The 14,811-nt window shown below is 69.8% G+C and carries 14 protein-coding genes; 1 reads left to right on the forward strand and 13 read right to left on the reverse strand.

What is annotated here, in order from left to right; all coding sequences use genetic code 11:
- Positions 1 to 107: 107 nt before the first annotated feature.
- Genes ACFVWY_RS30010 through ACFVWY_RS30025 form a run of 4 tightly spaced genes read right to left on the reverse strand, consistent with a single transcriptional unit; the run spans position 108 to position 3,943 of the window.
- A complete protein-coding gene (locus ACFVWY_RS30010) occupies positions 108 to 773 on the reverse strand; it encodes a response regulator (protein ID WP_389877881.1) in 666 nt (221 codons plus the stop codon).
- Complete coding sequence (locus ACFVWY_RS30015) at positions 770 to 2,068, reverse strand: sensor histidine kinase (RefSeq protein ID WP_389877883.1); 1,299 nt, start codon at positions 2,066 to 2,068, stop codon at positions 770 to 772. Before ACFVWY_RS30015 ends, ACFVWY_RS30010 begins: the two co-directional genes overlap by 4 nt.
- A 34-nt stretch (positions 2,069 to 2,102) precedes the next feature.
- Positions 2,103 to 2,909, reverse strand: a complete 807-nt coding sequence (locus tag ACFVWY_RS30020; RefSeq protein WP_389877884.1) for an ABC transporter permease — start codon at positions 2,907 to 2,909, stop codon at positions 2,103 to 2,105.
- Positions 2,906 to 3,943 (reverse strand): ABC transporter ATP-binding protein, encoded by a 1,038-nt coding sequence (locus ACFVWY_RS30025; protein WP_389877886.1) that lies wholly within the window; start codon positions 3,941 to 3,943, stop codon positions 2,906 to 2,908. The genes ACFVWY_RS30020 and ACFVWY_RS30025 overlap by 4 nt, the downstream gene beginning before the upstream one ends.
- 191 nt (positions 3,944 to 4,134) lie before the next feature.
- On the opposite strand from ACFVWY_RS30025, the gene ACFVWY_RS30030 reads away from it, so the two are divergent.
- Positions 4,135 to 4,701 (forward strand): GNAT family N-acetyltransferase, encoded by a 567-nt coding sequence (locus ACFVWY_RS30030; protein ID WP_389877887.1) that lies wholly within the window; start codon positions 4,135 to 4,137, stop codon positions 4,699 to 4,701.
- A 17-nt stretch (positions 4,702 to 4,718) separates the two neighbouring features.
- Here the strand turns inward: ACFVWY_RS30030 and ACFVWY_RS30035 are convergent, their stop codons facing one another.
- The 9 genes from ACFVWY_RS30035 to ACFVWY_RS30075 all read right to left on the reverse strand — a co-directional run bounded on the left by ACFVWY_RS30035 (position 4,719) and on the right by ACFVWY_RS30075 (position 14,699).
- Positions 4,719 to 6,368, reverse strand: coding sequence for a type VI secretion protein (locus ACFVWY_RS30035; protein WP_389877889.1), 1,650 nt, complete (start codon positions 6,366 to 6,368; stop codon positions 4,719 to 4,721).
- Position 6,369: 1 nt separating this feature from the next.
- Positions 6,370 to 7,800 carry an ATP-binding protein gene (locus ACFVWY_RS30040; RefSeq protein ID WP_389877891.1) on the reverse strand — a complete coding sequence of 477 codons (1,431 nt, stop codon included), beginning with the start codon at positions 7,798 to 7,800 and terminating at the stop codon, positions 6,370 to 6,372.
- 46 nt (positions 7,801 to 7,846) lie between these two features.
- Positions 7,847 to 9,397: an SCO6880 family protein gene (locus tag ACFVWY_RS30045; RefSeq protein ID WP_389877893.1), complete on the reverse strand. Its 1,551-nt coding sequence runs from the start codon at positions 9,395 to 9,397 to the stop codon at positions 7,847 to 7,849.
- Positions 9,394 to 10,668, reverse strand: a complete 1,275-nt coding sequence (locus ACFVWY_RS30050) for a hypothetical protein (RefSeq protein ID WP_389878032.1) — start codon at positions 10,666 to 10,668, stop codon at positions 9,394 to 9,396. Before ACFVWY_RS30050 ends, ACFVWY_RS30045 begins: the two co-directional genes overlap by 4 nt.
- Positions 10,669 to 10,726: 58 nt before the next feature.
- The gene (locus ACFVWY_RS30055) at positions 10,727 to 11,602 is read right to left on the reverse strand and encodes a hypothetical protein (protein WP_389877895.1); all 876 of its coding nucleotides are present in this window, start codon (positions 11,600 to 11,602) and stop codon (positions 10,727 to 10,729) included.
- 184 nt (positions 11,603 to 11,786) lie between these two features.
- Positions 11,787 to 12,095 carry a hypothetical protein gene (locus tag ACFVWY_RS30060; protein WP_072489575.1) on the reverse strand — a complete coding sequence of 103 codons (309 nt, stop codon included), beginning with the start codon at positions 12,093 to 12,095 and terminating at the stop codon, positions 11,787 to 11,789.
- A 303-nt stretch (positions 12,096 to 12,398) separates the two neighbouring features.
- A complete protein-coding gene (locus ACFVWY_RS30065; RefSeq protein ID WP_389877896.1) occupies positions 12,399 to 13,025 on the reverse strand; it encodes a DUF402 domain-containing protein in 627 nt (208 codons plus the stop codon).
- Positions 13,026 to 13,107: 82 nt separating this feature from the next.
- Positions 13,108 to 13,542 (reverse strand): DUF6892 domain-containing protein, encoded by a 435-nt coding sequence (locus tag ACFVWY_RS30070; RefSeq protein WP_389877898.1) that lies wholly within the window; start codon positions 13,540 to 13,542, stop codon positions 13,108 to 13,110.
- Positions 13,543 to 13,937: 395 nt separating this feature from the next.
- The gene (locus tag ACFVWY_RS30075; RefSeq protein WP_389877900.1) at positions 13,938 to 14,699 is read right to left on the reverse strand and encodes a DUF4232 domain-containing protein; all 762 of its coding nucleotides are present in this window, start codon (positions 14,697 to 14,699) and stop codon (positions 13,938 to 13,940) included.
- Between the last annotated feature and the right edge of the window lie 112 nt (positions 14,700 to 14,811).

A 14,811-nucleotide genomic window follows, 5' to 3' on the forward strand; every position in this document is an offset into this window, starting at 1 on the left:
TACTGCAGGGGGGACCCTGTGGGAGAGTAGGACGCCGCCGAACTCCTTTTCGGGAAAGCCCCGTGTCCGTCAGGACACGGGGCTTTTTCGCGTTTGCCCACCAGTTTCTACTGGGGCGTGACCAGGTGGGTGTCGTAGGCCAGGATGACCGCCTGGACGCGGTCGCGGGAGCCGGTCTTGGCGAGGATGCGGCTGACATGGGTTTTCACCGTCGATTCGGCGAGATGGAGCCGTTCGGCGATTTCCGTGTTGGACCAGCCCTGGCCGATGACGGTGAGGATTTCCCGTTCCCGCTCGGTCAGTGAAGCGGTGCGCGCGTCCACGGTGGCGGGGCCGCCGGGAGCGGTCGGCAGGTGCTGGACGTATGCGTCGAGCAGGCGGCGGGTGAGGCTCGGGGCCACCACCGCGTCGCCGCCCGCCACGGCCCGGACACCGGAGAGCATTTCCTCGGGCAGTGCGTCCTTGATCAGGAAACCGCTGGCCCCGGCGCGGAGCCCGTCGTACGCGTACCGGTCGAGGTCGAAGGTCGTGACGATGAGGACGCGGGTGCGGGCACCGGTTCTGACGAGGCGGCGGGTGGCCTCGATGCCGTCCAGGAGCGGCATGCGGATATCCATCAGAACGACGTCGGGCTGGTGCCGCTGGACCAGCTCCAGGGCTTCGAGGCCGTTGCCGGCCTCGCCGACCACGGTCATGTCGTCCTGGCTTTCCAGCAGCATGCGGAAGCCGAAGCGCTGCATGGGCTGGTCGTCCGCGATGAGCACGGTCGTCACGAGGGTGCGTCCTCCAGGGGGAGCCGGAGCCGTACCCGCCAGCCGGGTGCGGGGGTGGAGTCCGGCAGCGGGCCCGCTTCGAGCATGCCGTCGTAGAGGGACGCGCGCTCGCGCATCCCGGTGATGCCCTGACCGCCGCTGTCCCTGGGGCCAGGGCGGTTACGGGAGCCGGTGCCGGTGTCGGTGATGACGGCCTCCAGTTCGCCGGGCCGGTAGGTCAGGGTGACCTCCGCGGACGGCGGCGGCTGTGTCCCGCCGTGCTTCAGCGTGTTCGTCAGAGCCTCCTGCACCACCCGGTACACCGTCAACTGCCGCCCGGCGGTGGGCGCAAGAGCCGGGGGGACGCCGTCGACGCGCAGCTGCACGGGGAGGCCTGCCGCTCGTACGCCGGTCAGGAGCGTGTCCAGGTCGTCCAGGGTCGGTTGCGGGGTGCGGTCGGCCTCGGCGGGGTGCTCGCGCAGGACGCCGAGCAGGCGGCGGAGTTCGGTGAGGGCCTGGCGGCTCGTCGTGCCGATGGCCTCCAGGGCCTGGGCGGCGCGTTCGGGGCTGCGGGCAGCCGCGTAGGCGCCGCCGTCGGCGAGGCCGGTGATGACGGACAGGTTGTGGCCGATGATGTCGTGCATCTCGCGGGCTATGCGGGTCCGTTCGGCGGCGGCCACGAGGAGGGCCTGCTGGTCGCGCTCATGCTCCAGGCGGCGGGCCCGGTCGACAAGCGCCTCGGTGTACTCCTTGCGCGTACGGACCACGATGCCGAGCATCGCCGAGAGTGCGAACGCCCAGAGGTGGGGGACGGCCGTGCGGTCCCAGCCGTGCGGCTGGAGCACCGCTGCGGCCAGGAGCGGGGCGGTCACCAGGACGCCGGCGCGAGCCAGTGCCCGCCCCGGCAGCCGCAGCGCGATGTGGAAGACGACGACGTCCTGGACGTAGGCGGCCTGGATGACGGCGCCGCACCAGATGTTGACCAGCGCGACGGGCGTCATGAACGCCAGCACGGCCATCGGGTGCGTACGCCGCCACACCAGAGGCGCGGAGAAGGCCACGCTCATCAGCAGGACCAGTGTGCCGGGCGCATCCGGATCCAGGGCCACGGTCCGCCAGCCGCCCGAGGTGACGTCGAGTACGGCGAAGAGCATCCAGGCGCTGGTGAGCAGTACGTTCCAGACCATCGGGCGGCGGTGGTCGAACGCGCGGACGCTGTGGAGCAGATGCTGGAGGTGCTGGGTGACCGGGGCACCACTCTGGTCACCCCCGGGCGTGCGGTCGGTCTCGCTGCCCGTGTTGCCGTCCGTCGTCACGTGCCCGTCCCCCGGCCCGTCGCCCACTTCTGTCTCATGCGTCGCGTCGGCGTAGCAGCAGGGCGGCGCAGCCCAGGATCGCACTGCTCCACAGACCCAGGGCGAGCAGGGCGCCCGTGGTGGTGGCGTCGTCCGCCGACGGGGTGGCGGTGCCGAGGGCGGCAGCCGCCTGGGTGGGGAAGTACGCGACGGCGCTCTTCAGTACCTCGTACGGAAGCGCGGCGAGGATCTGGGGCACGATGAGCACGCCGCCGATGTAGGCGCCGATGGCCCCGGGCACCGAGCGGATCAACGCGCCGAGCCCGAGCGCGATCAGGCTCAGCAGGGTGATGCCGACGGCGGTGCCGACGATCGCGCCGATCACCCCCGGGTCGGAGAGCGAGGCCGCCTGGTCGGTGTCCTGGAGCCAGATCTGCGCGAGGACGAAGGTGAGCAGCGAGGTGACGAGCATGGTGCTGAAGACCGTGGCGGCGAGGACCGCCGCCTTCGCCCACAGGACCGGCAGCCTGCGGGGTACCGCGGTGAGCGAGGCGCGGATCATGCCGGTCGCGTACTCGCCCGCCGTCATGAGGATGCCGAGGACGGCGATGCACGGGATGGCGAGCAGCGAGCCGTAGAGCACCAGGACCACGGTGTCGACGTCGGAGTCACCGCCGTTGCTGGTGTACGTGATGCCCATCAGGAGCCCGATGGCGAGGATCAGGGCCGACGCCGAGGCCAGGGTGACCCAGGAGGAGCGCAGGGAGCGGAGTTTGTGCCACTCGGAGCGCAGGATTCGGGCGGGGGTGATCCGGTACGGGCTCGGGGAGTGTCGGTCGAGGTGGGTGGCTGTGGTGGTCATGCCGAGGCTCCGGTGGCCGAGGTGGGCGAGGTGGGCGAAATGGTCGAGGTAGGCGAGGCGGGTGCGGAGGCTGTGGTGGGTTCGGTGGTGGCGATCCGGTATTCGACCGATTCCTGGGTCAGGTCCATGAAGGCCTGCTCCAGGGAGGCGGTCTGCGGGGTGAGTTCGTACAGCGGGATGCCGTGGGCGGCGGCGGTACGGCCGATGTGGGCGGCGTCCGCGCCCCGGACCATCAGGTGGTCGGGGGAGGCGGGGATGGTGGAGACGGTGGTGCTTATGTGAGCGGTGGTGTGTGTGGCGCTTGTGGTGCTGCTTGTGGGAGTGAGCAGCTTGCGCAGGGTGTCGGCCTGGGGGGTGACGACCTTGACCTGGATGTCGCCGGCCGAGGCGATGAAGTCGCTGACCGTGGTGTCGGCGAGGAGCCTGCCGCGGCCGACGATGATCAGGTGGTCGGCGGTGAGGGCCATCTCGCTCATCAGGTGTGAGGAGACCAGGACCGTGCGGCCTTCCTCTGCCAGGGATCGGAGAAGGTTGCGGATCCAGAGCACGCCTTCCGGGTCGAGGCCGTTGACGGGTTCGTCCAGGACGAGCGTCGCCGGGTCGCCGAGGAGCGCGGCGGCGATGCCGAGCCGTTGGCCCATGCCGAGCGAGAAGCCCTTGACGCGTTGGTGGGCGACCGCGGTCAGCCCGGCCAGGTCGAGGACTTGCTCGACACGCCCGCGCGGGATGCCGTGGGTGTGGGCCAGTGCCATGAGGTGGTGGAAGGCGGTGCGTCCTGGGTGGACGGAGCGGGCCTCCAGGAGTGCGCCCACCTCGGTGAGGGGTGCGCCGTGGGTGGCGTAGGCGCGGCCGCCGATCGTCGACCGGCCCCGGGTGGGCGCGTCCAGGCCGAGCAGCATGCGCATCGTGGTCGATTTCCCGGCGCCGTTCGGGCCGAGGAAGCCGGTGACGGTGCCCGGCCGGACCGTGAAGTCGAGGTCCCGGACGACGGTCTTGTCGCCGTACTTCTTGGTGAGTTCGTATGCCTTGATCATGCGTCGGACACTACGGAGCCGGGCCCCCGGGCGGCGTCGGACCGGGGGCGGTACCTGGCGGTGCGCGTAGTACCGGGGTACGACGCGGCAGCCGTGGGGGAACGCGGCGGGGCGGCGTCGCACGAGGTGTCGCGGGGAGTGCCGGGGGAATGTCGTTTGCGCAGGTTCCGGGCGGGCGACAGGATCGGTGGATGGAACATGTGGTGAGAACCGTGCGCGCCGACGAGTGGCCGCAGGTCAAGGAATTGCGGCTGGCGGCTCTGAGTGATCCCGTCGCGGCGGTGGCGTTCCTGGAGACGTACGAGCAGGGCGTGGAGCGCTCCGACGCGTTCTGGCAGGAGAGGGCGTTCAACGCCTCCGAGGCCGGGAGCGGTGAGGTGCGGCAGTTCGCCGCCGTCGCGCCCGACGGGCGGTGGGAGGGGAGCGTCACCGTACTGATCGAGCGGCCGGACGCGGAGCTGGTGTTCGGCGAGGGGGTCGCGGTCCACCAGGCGCATGTGGTCGGTGTGTTCGTACGGCCGGAGGCGCGCGGCGCGGGCCTGGCCGATGAACTGTTCCGGGTCGCGATGGACTGGGCCTGGTCGTTGGCGGAGCCGAGGATCGAGCGCGTACGGCTGTACGTGCACGAGGACAATCCGCGGGCGGCGGCCTTCTACCGGCGGATCGGTTTCTCCCCGACCGGGCGTACGGTGCCGATGCCGGGCGATCCGTCCTCGCGGGAGATCGAGCACGCGGTGGAGCGGGAGGAGACGGCTTAGGGTCTTTCTCGCCCGGCTCAGGTCGACGGGGTGAGTTCCTGGGGCCAGCGGGCGCGGCCCTGCTCCTTGGAGCGGAGCAGCGCCAGGGTCGGCAGGCCCAGGGCCGGGCCGGTGGCCAGCAGTTCGGGCAGTCGTGGGACGGGGGCCACGGCGGCGACGTCGTCGAGCACCAGCGTCATCGGCGGGTCGAGCCGGCCTTCGGGGGACCGTGCGGCCAGGCGGCGGCTGTGCTCCACCACGTGGGCGGCGAGCGCCGTGAGCAGGGGCATCGCTCCCGGACCCGAGCGGGGGTCCTCGATCGGCTCGCCCACCACGTAGAGGGTGCCGCCCTCGGCCACGAAGGAGTCCAGCGCGAGCGAATCGGCTCGGTTTGGGGTGCACGCGTCGCGGATGTGTACCGACGACAGTGCGCTGAGCGCCCGTACGGTCAGCTCTTGGGCCATTTCGCGGCGTTCGGGGTGGGCCGTCAGTGCCGACTCCAGGAGCCCGGCGATCCCGGAGGCCGCCTTGGGGTGCGTACGGAGCAGGCGGACCGGTTCGTGGGCGCTGCCGCCGAGGGCCCAGCGGTGGACCTGGCGGAAGGGGCGGCCGTCGACGGCGGCGGCGTGCAGCCAGCACTGGAGGAGCGTTTCGGCGGTGTCCGCGGTAGCGGCGTCGATCCTGGCCTGGGGGCGGACCGGGGCCAGCAGGGCGGCGGAACGGGCGGCGGCCGTCCCGGGGAGCTCGCAGCCCGCGGTGGGCGACCAGTGGAGACGCGCCGGGGTGTCGCAGAGGTGGCCCGGGTCGTAGAGGAGGACCGGGCCGAGCTTGGCACGGGCGTCCTTCGTCTCGTCCCAGACCGTGGGGTCGGAGGTGATGACGAGCGCGGGGCCGACGGCTTCGCGGATGGCCTGCACGGTGGTGGGGCGGCGGGCCGGGGGCGGCCCGTAGACGACGGGGGAGGGAGTGGGGGACGGGGGCACGGCGGGGACGGGGGCTGCCGGTGTCTGTTCCGGGGAAGCGGTGGGGGGTGCCTGCCGGGGAAGGGAGCCCTGATGCCGGGGTGGTACGGGGGCGGCTGCGGGGCCGGCCTTGCCGGGGGCCCCGTGCCCGTGCCCGCAGCCGTGCCCGTGCCCGTGCTCGTCCTTGTCCTCGTGCCTGTCTTCGGTGCCGTGCTCGTGCTCGTGCCTGCACCTGTTCATGGTGTCGTGCTCGTACCTGTTCACGGTGCTGGGCTCGTACCTGTTCTGGGTGTCGTGCTCGTCTCCGTGTGACTGCTGCGGGTCGCGTTGGCGGGCGCGTACGGCTCGCCAGCGGGCCACCACGCCCAGCACGAACACCGTCAGCACCAGCAGCACCATCAGCTCGCCGATGAACAGGCCCCAGAAGAGCCCGTACCCGGAGAGTTCGCCCGCCGGGGTGTTCGGCCAGGCTGCCGGCAGGTCGTGTGGTGCGGTGATGAGGCGGCGCATCGCCAGGGGTGTCTCGGCGAGCGTGACGCCCTCGGGCCAGGCGCCGTGCGCGAACAGCCCGGCCAGGCCGGTGGCCGTCCACGCCAGGACCGACAGCCCGAGCAGGAAGACGAGCAGGCCGATCAGGAGGCCGTCGGGGATGCCGCCGCTGCCGCCGCCGTTGTGTTCGTGGTCGGCACGGTCGCGGCCGGTACGGTTGTGAGGACGCCCCGCCATGTCAGGCCACCGTTGACTCGGACGACTCGTTCAGTCGTTGCTGGCGCTCGATCCGGGCCGCGCGCTGCTCCGCCTCCAGGTCCGCGGCGCGTACGTCCTCCGGGAGGGAGTCCGGGAGAGACTCGGAGACGGAGGACTCGGTCATCGCGCGGTCGGTGAAGACCAGAGGGCGTTCCGCCTCGGTGATCAGGTGTTTGACCACCTGGACGTTTCCGTTGACGTCCCAGACGGCGATGCCGGGAGTGAGGGTCGGGATGATCTCGACCGCCCAGCGGGGCAGGCCGAGGACCCGGCCCGTTGCCCTGGCCTCGTCGGCCTTCTGGGCGTAGATCGTGCGGGTCGACGCCATCTTGAGGATCGCCGCGGCCTCGCGGGCGGCTGCCCCGTCGACGACATCGCTGAGGTGGTGGACGACGGCCACGAACGACAGGCCGAGCCGACGCCCGAACTTCAGCAGGCGCTGGAAGAGCTGGGCCACGAACGGCGAGTTGATGATGTGCCAGGCCTCTTCGACCAGGAAGATGCGCTTCTTCCGGTCGGGCCTGATCCAGGTGTGCTCCAGCCAGACGCCGACGATCGCCATGAGGATCGGCATGGCGATGGAGTTGCGGTCGATGTGCGAGAGGTCGAAGACGATCAGCGGGGCGTCGAGGTCGATGCCCGCGCTGGTCGGTCCGTCGAACATGCCGCGCAGGTCACCGTCGACCAGCCGGTCCAGGACGAGCGCGACATCCAGGCCCCAGGCCCGTACGTCGTCTATGTCGACGTTCATCGTCTCTGCGGACTCGGGTTCGGGGTGGCGGAGCTGCTCGACGATGTCGGTCAGGACTGGCTGCCGGTCGGTGATCGTCTCGTTGACGTAGGCGTGGGCGACTTTCAGGGCGAAGCCGGAGCGTTCGTCCAGACCGTGTCCCAGCGCGACCTCGATGATCGTACGGAGCAGCGCGAGCTGGCCGGTGGTGGTGATCGAGGGGTCGAGCGGGTTGAGCCGGATGCCGCCGTTGAGGGCGGAGGTCGGGTCGAGGCGGATGGGGGTGAGGCCGAGCTGCTGGGCGATGAGGTTCCACTCGCCGACGCCGTCCTCGCCCTGGGCGTCCAGGACGACGACCTGGCGGTCGCGGAAGCGGAGCTGGCGGAGCACGTACGTCTTCTCCAGCGCGGACTTGCCGTTGCCGGACTCGCCGAGCACCAGCCAGTGCGGGGCCGGGAGCTGCTGCCCGTACAGCTGGAAGGGGTCGTAGATGTAGCCCTTGCCGGAGTAGACCTCGCGGCCGATGATCACGCCCGAGTCGCCGAGGCCGGGGGCCGCGGTGGGCAGGTAGACGGCCTGGGCCTGCCCCGTGGATGTGCGGACGGGCAGCCTGGTCGTCTCCACCTTCCCGAAGAGGAAGGCGGCGAAGGCGTCCGACAACGCGGACAGCGGATCCCGCATGGCGTGACCGACCTCCCTTTCGTCTGGGGTGTTCGGGACGGGGGCGTCAGCGGCGGATGCCGGTGGCGAACGGAAGGGTGTTCACGAAGGCGCGGTGGTGCTCGCGGTCGCACCACTCCAGCTTGAGGTAGGACTTTCCGGCCGAGGCCCGGATCGTCCGCTTGTCGCGGGCGAGGGCTTCCGGGGAGCGGGAGGACACGGTGATGTACCCGACCAGGTTGACCCCGGCCGCGCCGCTCGCGAGGTCTTCGCCCCGCTGGTCGAGGCGGCCGTGCGCGGCGATGTCGCGGGGGTCGACGGTGCGGTTCATCTTGGCCTGGCGGCTGGCCTCGGCCTCGTCGTTGGTCTTCTCGGTGAGCATCCGCTCGATGGCGACCTCGGTGGGTTCGAGGTCCATGCAGACCGCGACCGTACGGATCACATCGGGGGTGTGGACGAGCAGCGGGGCCAGGAAGTTGACGCCGACGGGGGTCATCGGCCACTCCTTCACCCAGGCCGTGGAGTGGCACCAGGGGGCGCGGGTGACCGACTCGCGGGTCTTGGCCTGGAGGAACGTGGGCTCGACCGCGTCCAGCTCGGCGGGCCAGGCGTTGCGCTTGGTCATGGCCTGGATGTGGTCGATGGGGTGGTCGGGGTCGTACATCGAGTGCACCAGGGAGGCGAGACGGCTCTGGCCGAGCGGCTGGCGGACCCGGATGTCGGCCTCGGCGAGGCGGGCGCAGATGTCGGTGAGTTCGCGGGCCATGACGACGGCGAGGCCCGCGTCCCGGTCGAGCTTGCGGCCGCCCTGGGGGCGGGCGGCGCGGGCCATGGCGTTGGCCTCGGCGGCCAGCTCGCGGGTGTAGTGCATGCAGGCCACGAGGTAGGCGCGGTGCTGCTCGCTGGAGGTGGAGACCATGGACTGGAGCTGGTCGTACGAATCCTGCAGCCAGCCGGGGGAGGACTTGTCGCCGCGCTGGGCGACGTCCTTGGCGTGGGCGTCGGGGTCGGCGGGCAGCGTACGGGCCAGCATCTGGATGCGGGTCACGAAGCCGTCGCCGTTGGCCACATGCTTGAGCAGGGTGCCGAAGCGGTCGACGAGGGCTTCCTGGTCCTCGCTGTCGCGCAGGCCGACGCCGGGGCCCTCGATCTCGATCGCGGCGGTGACGGTCCGGCGGTCGGCGTGCAGCAGTACGGCGATCTCGTCGGGGCCGAAGGGGGCGGCGAGCCAGCTGATCCGGCCGATGCCGGGGGGCGGGCCGATCTCGACCTCGCGTCCGTCGGCGCCGACGCCCGCCTCCATGGCCGCGGAGCGGTAGGCCGTACCGCGGCGCAGGGTGCGCTTGTAGCTGCGGTTGATCTCGAACCACCGGTAGAAGGTGCGGTGCTTGTACGGGAGGTACACGATCGCCAGGGCCAGCAGTGGGAAGCCCATGAGCAGCACGATCCGCAGGGTCAGTACCTGCACGATCAGGCCGCTCATCATGCCGAGGAACGCTCCGGCGATGATCAGGGCGATCTCGCCGGTCTCGCGGTTCTTGCCGACGATCGCGTTCGGCCGGGCCCGGCCGATGAGATACGTACGGCGGGGCGCGATCGTGTGGGACGGAGTCGTCAACGCCCTCCACCTCCCGTGCTGTTGTTACCTGAACTGCCTGATCCGCCGCGGTGCGGGCGGCTGCCGTGCGGGGTGCCGGAGGTGGGCGACGATCCGCTGCGCGGCGGCGGTGTCACGGAGCCGGTGCTGCCGGAGCCGGAGCCGGAGCCGCGGGAGCTGTGCGCGGCCATGCCGCCGCTGGCGGGGTTGGCGGACCTGCCGCCGCCGGTGCCACCGTCGCCGCTCTGGCCGCTGCGGCTGCTGTGCGTCTTGATGCCCTGGGAGACGAGGGCGGCGGGGGAGCTGACGAGGGCGGCGGCCTGGGAGCCGTCGGTGGCCTGCTTGCGGTTGGTGCGGGCACCCTGGATCTCGTCGCCGAAGCCGGGGACGAAGCGGTAGATCATCGCGGAGGCGAAGATCGCCAGCAGGATGATGGCCAGGCCGGAGACTACGGCGGAGACGGCGTTGGGCCCGTCGTCCTGGGAGAGCGCGCCGGCCAGCCCGAGGACGACGACGATGACCGGCTTCACCATGATCACCGCGATCATGATGCCTGCCCAGCGCCGGACGTGGCCCCACATGTTCTTGTCGACGAGTCCGGCGTAGACGACGGTGCCGAGGAGGGCGCCGACGTAGAGCAGGGCGGCCCGGATGACGAGCTCCAGCCAGAGGATGCCTGCGGCGAGGATCGATACGAGCGAGACGACGATCAGCATGATCGGCCCACCGCCGATGTCGGAGCCCTTCTTGAGGGCTTCGGCGAACGAGCCGAAGAAGACGTCGGTCTGCCCGCCCGAGGAGCTGGCGATGATCTCGGTGACGCCATCGGTCGCGGAGACGATCGTGTAGAGGATCAGCGGGGTGAACGCGGACGCGAGGACCGTCAGCCACAGGTACCCGACGGCTTCGGAGATCGCGGTGGTCAGGGGCACGCCGCGGATCGCGCGCTTGGCCACGGCGAGGAGCCAGAGGACGAGCGTGAGGACAGTGGAGGCGGCGAAGACGATCGCGTACTGCTGCAGGAACTTGGTGTTCGTGAAGTCGACGTTGGCGGTGCTCTTCACGGCCTCGCTGAGCTTGTCGACAATCCAGGCGGCGGCGTCGGCGCAGCCGCGGGCCAGCGAGGAGAGCGGGTCTTGCGAATTGTCCAGGGTGGTGGGGACACGGCGTGAGCCGGATTCGCCGGATTCGCAGTAGTCCTTGGCGGGGCCGCGAATCAGGTCGCAAGCGTTGTTGCTCTGGGCCGGAGTCGGGCTTGGAGAAGGGGCAGCGAATGCGCGGCTGGTCAGCATCACCAGGAGCACCTGCAGACCGATCGCTGCGGTTGCGAATGGAAGGGCTCGGCCAGATTTACCGGGCATAGGTGAAACCTCCGAACTGTTCCACCGCATCGGCCATTTCATCAGCGGGAGAGGCAGCTTGATCACGACCGACCGGCGTAGGGCCGTCCTTCTGGGTGAAGTTTGTTACCTTCCAGTCACCATCCAGCCATGTCAGTTCGAACGTATTGGTGAACCAGCTCTCAGCCACAGGGTTCTTGGAGCCCTCCCCTGCCAGTCCGAACAGGGCTGAGTACCACACTGCGACACTCGCGGTGTCACCATCGAACTTCACTACCCTCGTGCCGACAGGGTTAGAGCGGGAGACGAAGGTCAAGCCAGCTGGCGCCGTACCGTCAGCCTCGAGGCCAATGCTGGTCAGGAAATCACGACCGGAATACACCTTGTCGAGATCGCCTTGACGAGCAGCAGCGACCTCGGGAGCGTATACAGATGTGATGATCGCGCGACGGCGGCCTTTGTCGAACATCTCAGCCGAGCCCAGCGCCACCGCATAGTTCGCCGCCGCGCTCTGTGCACCCTGTTCGTTGTGGGCGAAGCCGGAGGCGATGGTGCCGTTCTTCCCCTGCACGGGCTTTGTGCCCGTGGCCGCCGTGGACGACGTGTTCGGGCTGCCGGCCGCGCGGCCTGGGTCTCCGTTGTCGCGGTCCCCGCCGCCTCCGCTCATGTTGGCGAACGCGATGGCCGCCACCAGGAGGACGACTACGCCGACCATCATGACCATGGAGCGGGGCTTGCGGACCGGGCGGCGAGGGCTGCCGTAGCCGTCGCCGCCCTCGCCGTCGGGGAGGCGCGTACGGGTCTGGCGGGTGCCGCCGATGGTGCTGTATGCATCGTCCGTACGACCTGAGTCGTTGCGGTAGCCGTTGTCGTCGCCGAGGCTCATGCCGCGTACGCCCCCTCAACCGTTTCCTGAACCGGGTAGTACGACGGTAGCCGTGCGGGTTTCCGCGCGGACGCGGTGTGGTGACTCGACATCAGGGAACGCAACCTCTGCCGGTGGGCACGACGGGCGGATGACGGATGGTGGTGGACGGGCTGGACAGCCCCTGGCGCGGGATGACAGCCGGTCAGACGGCCATTCCGTAGACGATGGTGAAGACGGTTCCGAGGGATCCGATGATGAACACACCGGTCAGTCCGGCGACGATCAGGCCCTTGCCCTGTTCCGCGCTGAAGGTGTCGCGCAGGGCCGTCGCACCGATGCGCTGCTTCGCCGCACCCCAGACCGCGATGCCGAGGCAGAGCAGGATCGCGATGGCCATCACGACCTCGATCATTACGCGGGCCTCGTTGCCCAAGGTCCCGAACGGACCCCAGTTCGGGGCGATTCCGCCGATGATGGTGGTGATGTCGCCCTTTTCCGCTGCCAGGATCATGTAAGTCACCGCCCCTGTTGGGTAGTTCGTTTCCCCCTGCCCCATGGCACGGGTCGCTCTCTATCTTCGCTGATGAAACTGCTCTCGGGCGACGACTCGACAGCTCTCTTTACCCCGACCTCGCACATTTGGCCGGTCGGGCCGCCCTGGCCTGCGGGGCGGAACGGTGCATGACTGAAATTGTATGGTTACTCTATGTATCATGGGGTGTGACCCCGGGCAATGATTGCCATCCCGCCATCGTGGCCTGAAATGGGTAGATTTCCTGGTCGGCGCGGTGATGATGCTTCAGGTGAAGGGCCATCAGAGCAGCGGGTGGCGGGAAACGGGTGGCCGAGGCGGAGTAGTCCAGGTGGGTGGCGGCCGGAAATCGCACCAGGTGCCGTCAAAGGGAAACGTTCCGGCCTCGGCGAGCCGAACCACCGCGGCGCCTTCGTCCCGGATCGCGGAGGCTTCGTCGGCCGACCAGTAGACGGGGTGACCGGTCTTCTCGGCGAAGGACTCCTCGTCCTTCCACTTCCAGCTCCGGTCCGGTGCCACATTGATGTCGAGCTCGTGGTCGGAGATGTCGATGTCGTCGCCGCAGTGGGTGCGGTGCTCCAGATTGACGTACCAGCCGCGGAACTTTCGTCCACGTCCGAAGAGCCAGAGCACCGAATGCGCTGCGCCGGTCGGCTGGTAGAAGAGGGCGTTGCCCATCGGCCAGCGTCCGGCGACGACCGGATAGCCGTCCACCGGCCGCTCGTCCGGGGCTATGTCCCGGAGATGGGCCCCGCGCGGAAGTTTCGTACGCCACATCGGCGTGCCGGACTCCATCCACACCAGCTGGCCCGCGTCGGTGCGCTGGACCAGGCGCACGGGCACCGAGGAACTCAGGTGGCCGCCGATGAAGAAGTTCCAGCGGAGAATCCTGCCCGGTTCGTCGCTCATGTCGGTGATCATGCCCGCGACGGAGCGACCGGACACGTTGTCGGATCACCTGACGGGAGGACAGCAAGAATGCGAGTACGGCTCAGTCGGAGGCGATGCCGCGAGCGGCGAGGACTTCCTCGGTGAACGGGACGCCCATCCCGCAGTCCTGAGCGCCGCTGATCCGGCGGAGGTTCGGCAGCAGGTCGAGGTCGTCGAGCGAGGACACGTCGAAGAGCTCGTCCTCGCCGTCCCAGACCGGGGAGCACTCGTAGTACACCTGGTGACCGCCGTCAACGAGGAGGGTGTCCACCGTGGCGAGCAGCTCCTCGCTGATCTCCAGCGCCTCGAAGTAGGCACGGGACTCGTCGAGCACCGTGTAGGCGAGGTCGTTCTCGAACGCGTAGGTCTGTGCGTCCCCGATTCCCCTCGCGCGCAGGAGCTCGTTGATACTGAAGGCGGGAGTGAGCGTCCGGTCCTCGTACATGAGCTTCTCGATGACCAGCAGCTTGAAGTTGAAGTCGCGGAATGCGGGCATGCCGGGACCTTACACAGGGGCTCTGACAGTACGGGCGGACGTCGAGGATCCTCGCCCACAGGCCGTTCCGGCCGGTTCTGCCCCGGGAGGTGACCGTTCGCGACAGCATGGCGGTGTGGCCGCCGATGCCCGCGCCCGCGGCGCTGGCCGCGGACACCGAGGCGATCACGAAGTGCACCGGGCAGGAGTAGGCCCGGGGGCCGTCGGCCAGCGCGTCCCCACCGAGATCAAGCACGGAGACAGCCAGTGCGGCAGCAGGACGTGTGCTTCGCGCTGATCAACGGATGAGCCCGATCCGGAGCCTGCGCGTAGCCGGGGCTGGGGCAGGGCCGGGGCACATGCCGAGGGCCCGGACCGCGATGTGCGGATCCGGGCCCTTCGGCGTTGGGCGCGGGCTACTTGCCCGCGGACTGCATGGACTTCACCGCGTCGGCGACGCTGGCCTGGTACAGGCCCAGCTTCGGGTCCAGCACCTTGACGTCCGGGCCGAGGTCAAAGTTCTGCGTGTCGGCGTTGGGCATGTGCTCGTCGTCGGCCAGCACGTTCATCTCGTTGATCCAGGTCACGCCACCCGCGCCCTTCGGGTTGAGGTCGATCACGGCGATGGCGGCCGTCTTCGGGTTGACCGGGTACGCCGGGGCGCCGCCCAGGCCGCCGGGAACCGCCGGAGTGATGTCACCGCTGTGGTCGGAGGCCTTCGAGGAGCCCAGGCTGACCCGCGGGAAGTAGCTCAGCCCGCAGGAGTTGGCACCGGTGTTGTTGACCTCGATCACGTGCTGGGTGGCCGAGCCCTCGCGGGGGTACACCCGGATCGACAGGTCACTGGCCTGGCACGGGTGCTTGTAGGCGTAGCTGTCGCTGGTGTTGCCGCCCCCGGCGGAGCTGCCGCTGTCCTTGGAGCTGCCCGCGGACGAGGAGCCGGTCTTCGATCCGGCGTTCTGCGCGGTGCCACCGGACTTCGAGGCGCCCGTGTCCTTCGAGTCGTTCCCGCCCGTCTGTGCGCCGTCCGTCGAGGAGGCGGCCGAGGAGCTGTTGCCCGCGGCGCCCGCGGGCTCCGTGCCGCCGTCCTCCTCGTTGCAGGCGGTGAGCGCCAGGGCGAGTACGGCGGTGACGACACCGAGGGCGGCGGTGTGCTTGCGGGTGCGGTTCGTACGCATCGTTTTCTCCCAGGATGAGCGTGAAACAAGGCCCGAATCCTGCGGCGAACCGCTTGCTCCGACCTCTTGACATGAAAAGCATCCTGTGGATCGCTCACGTTCTGCTGACGTC

It is taken from the genome of Streptomyces sp. NPDC058195 (genome assembly GCF_042883525.1).
In the GTDB taxonomy this organism is placed as follows: domain Bacteria; phylum Actinomycetota; class Actinomycetes; order Streptomycetales; family Streptomycetaceae; genus Streptomyces.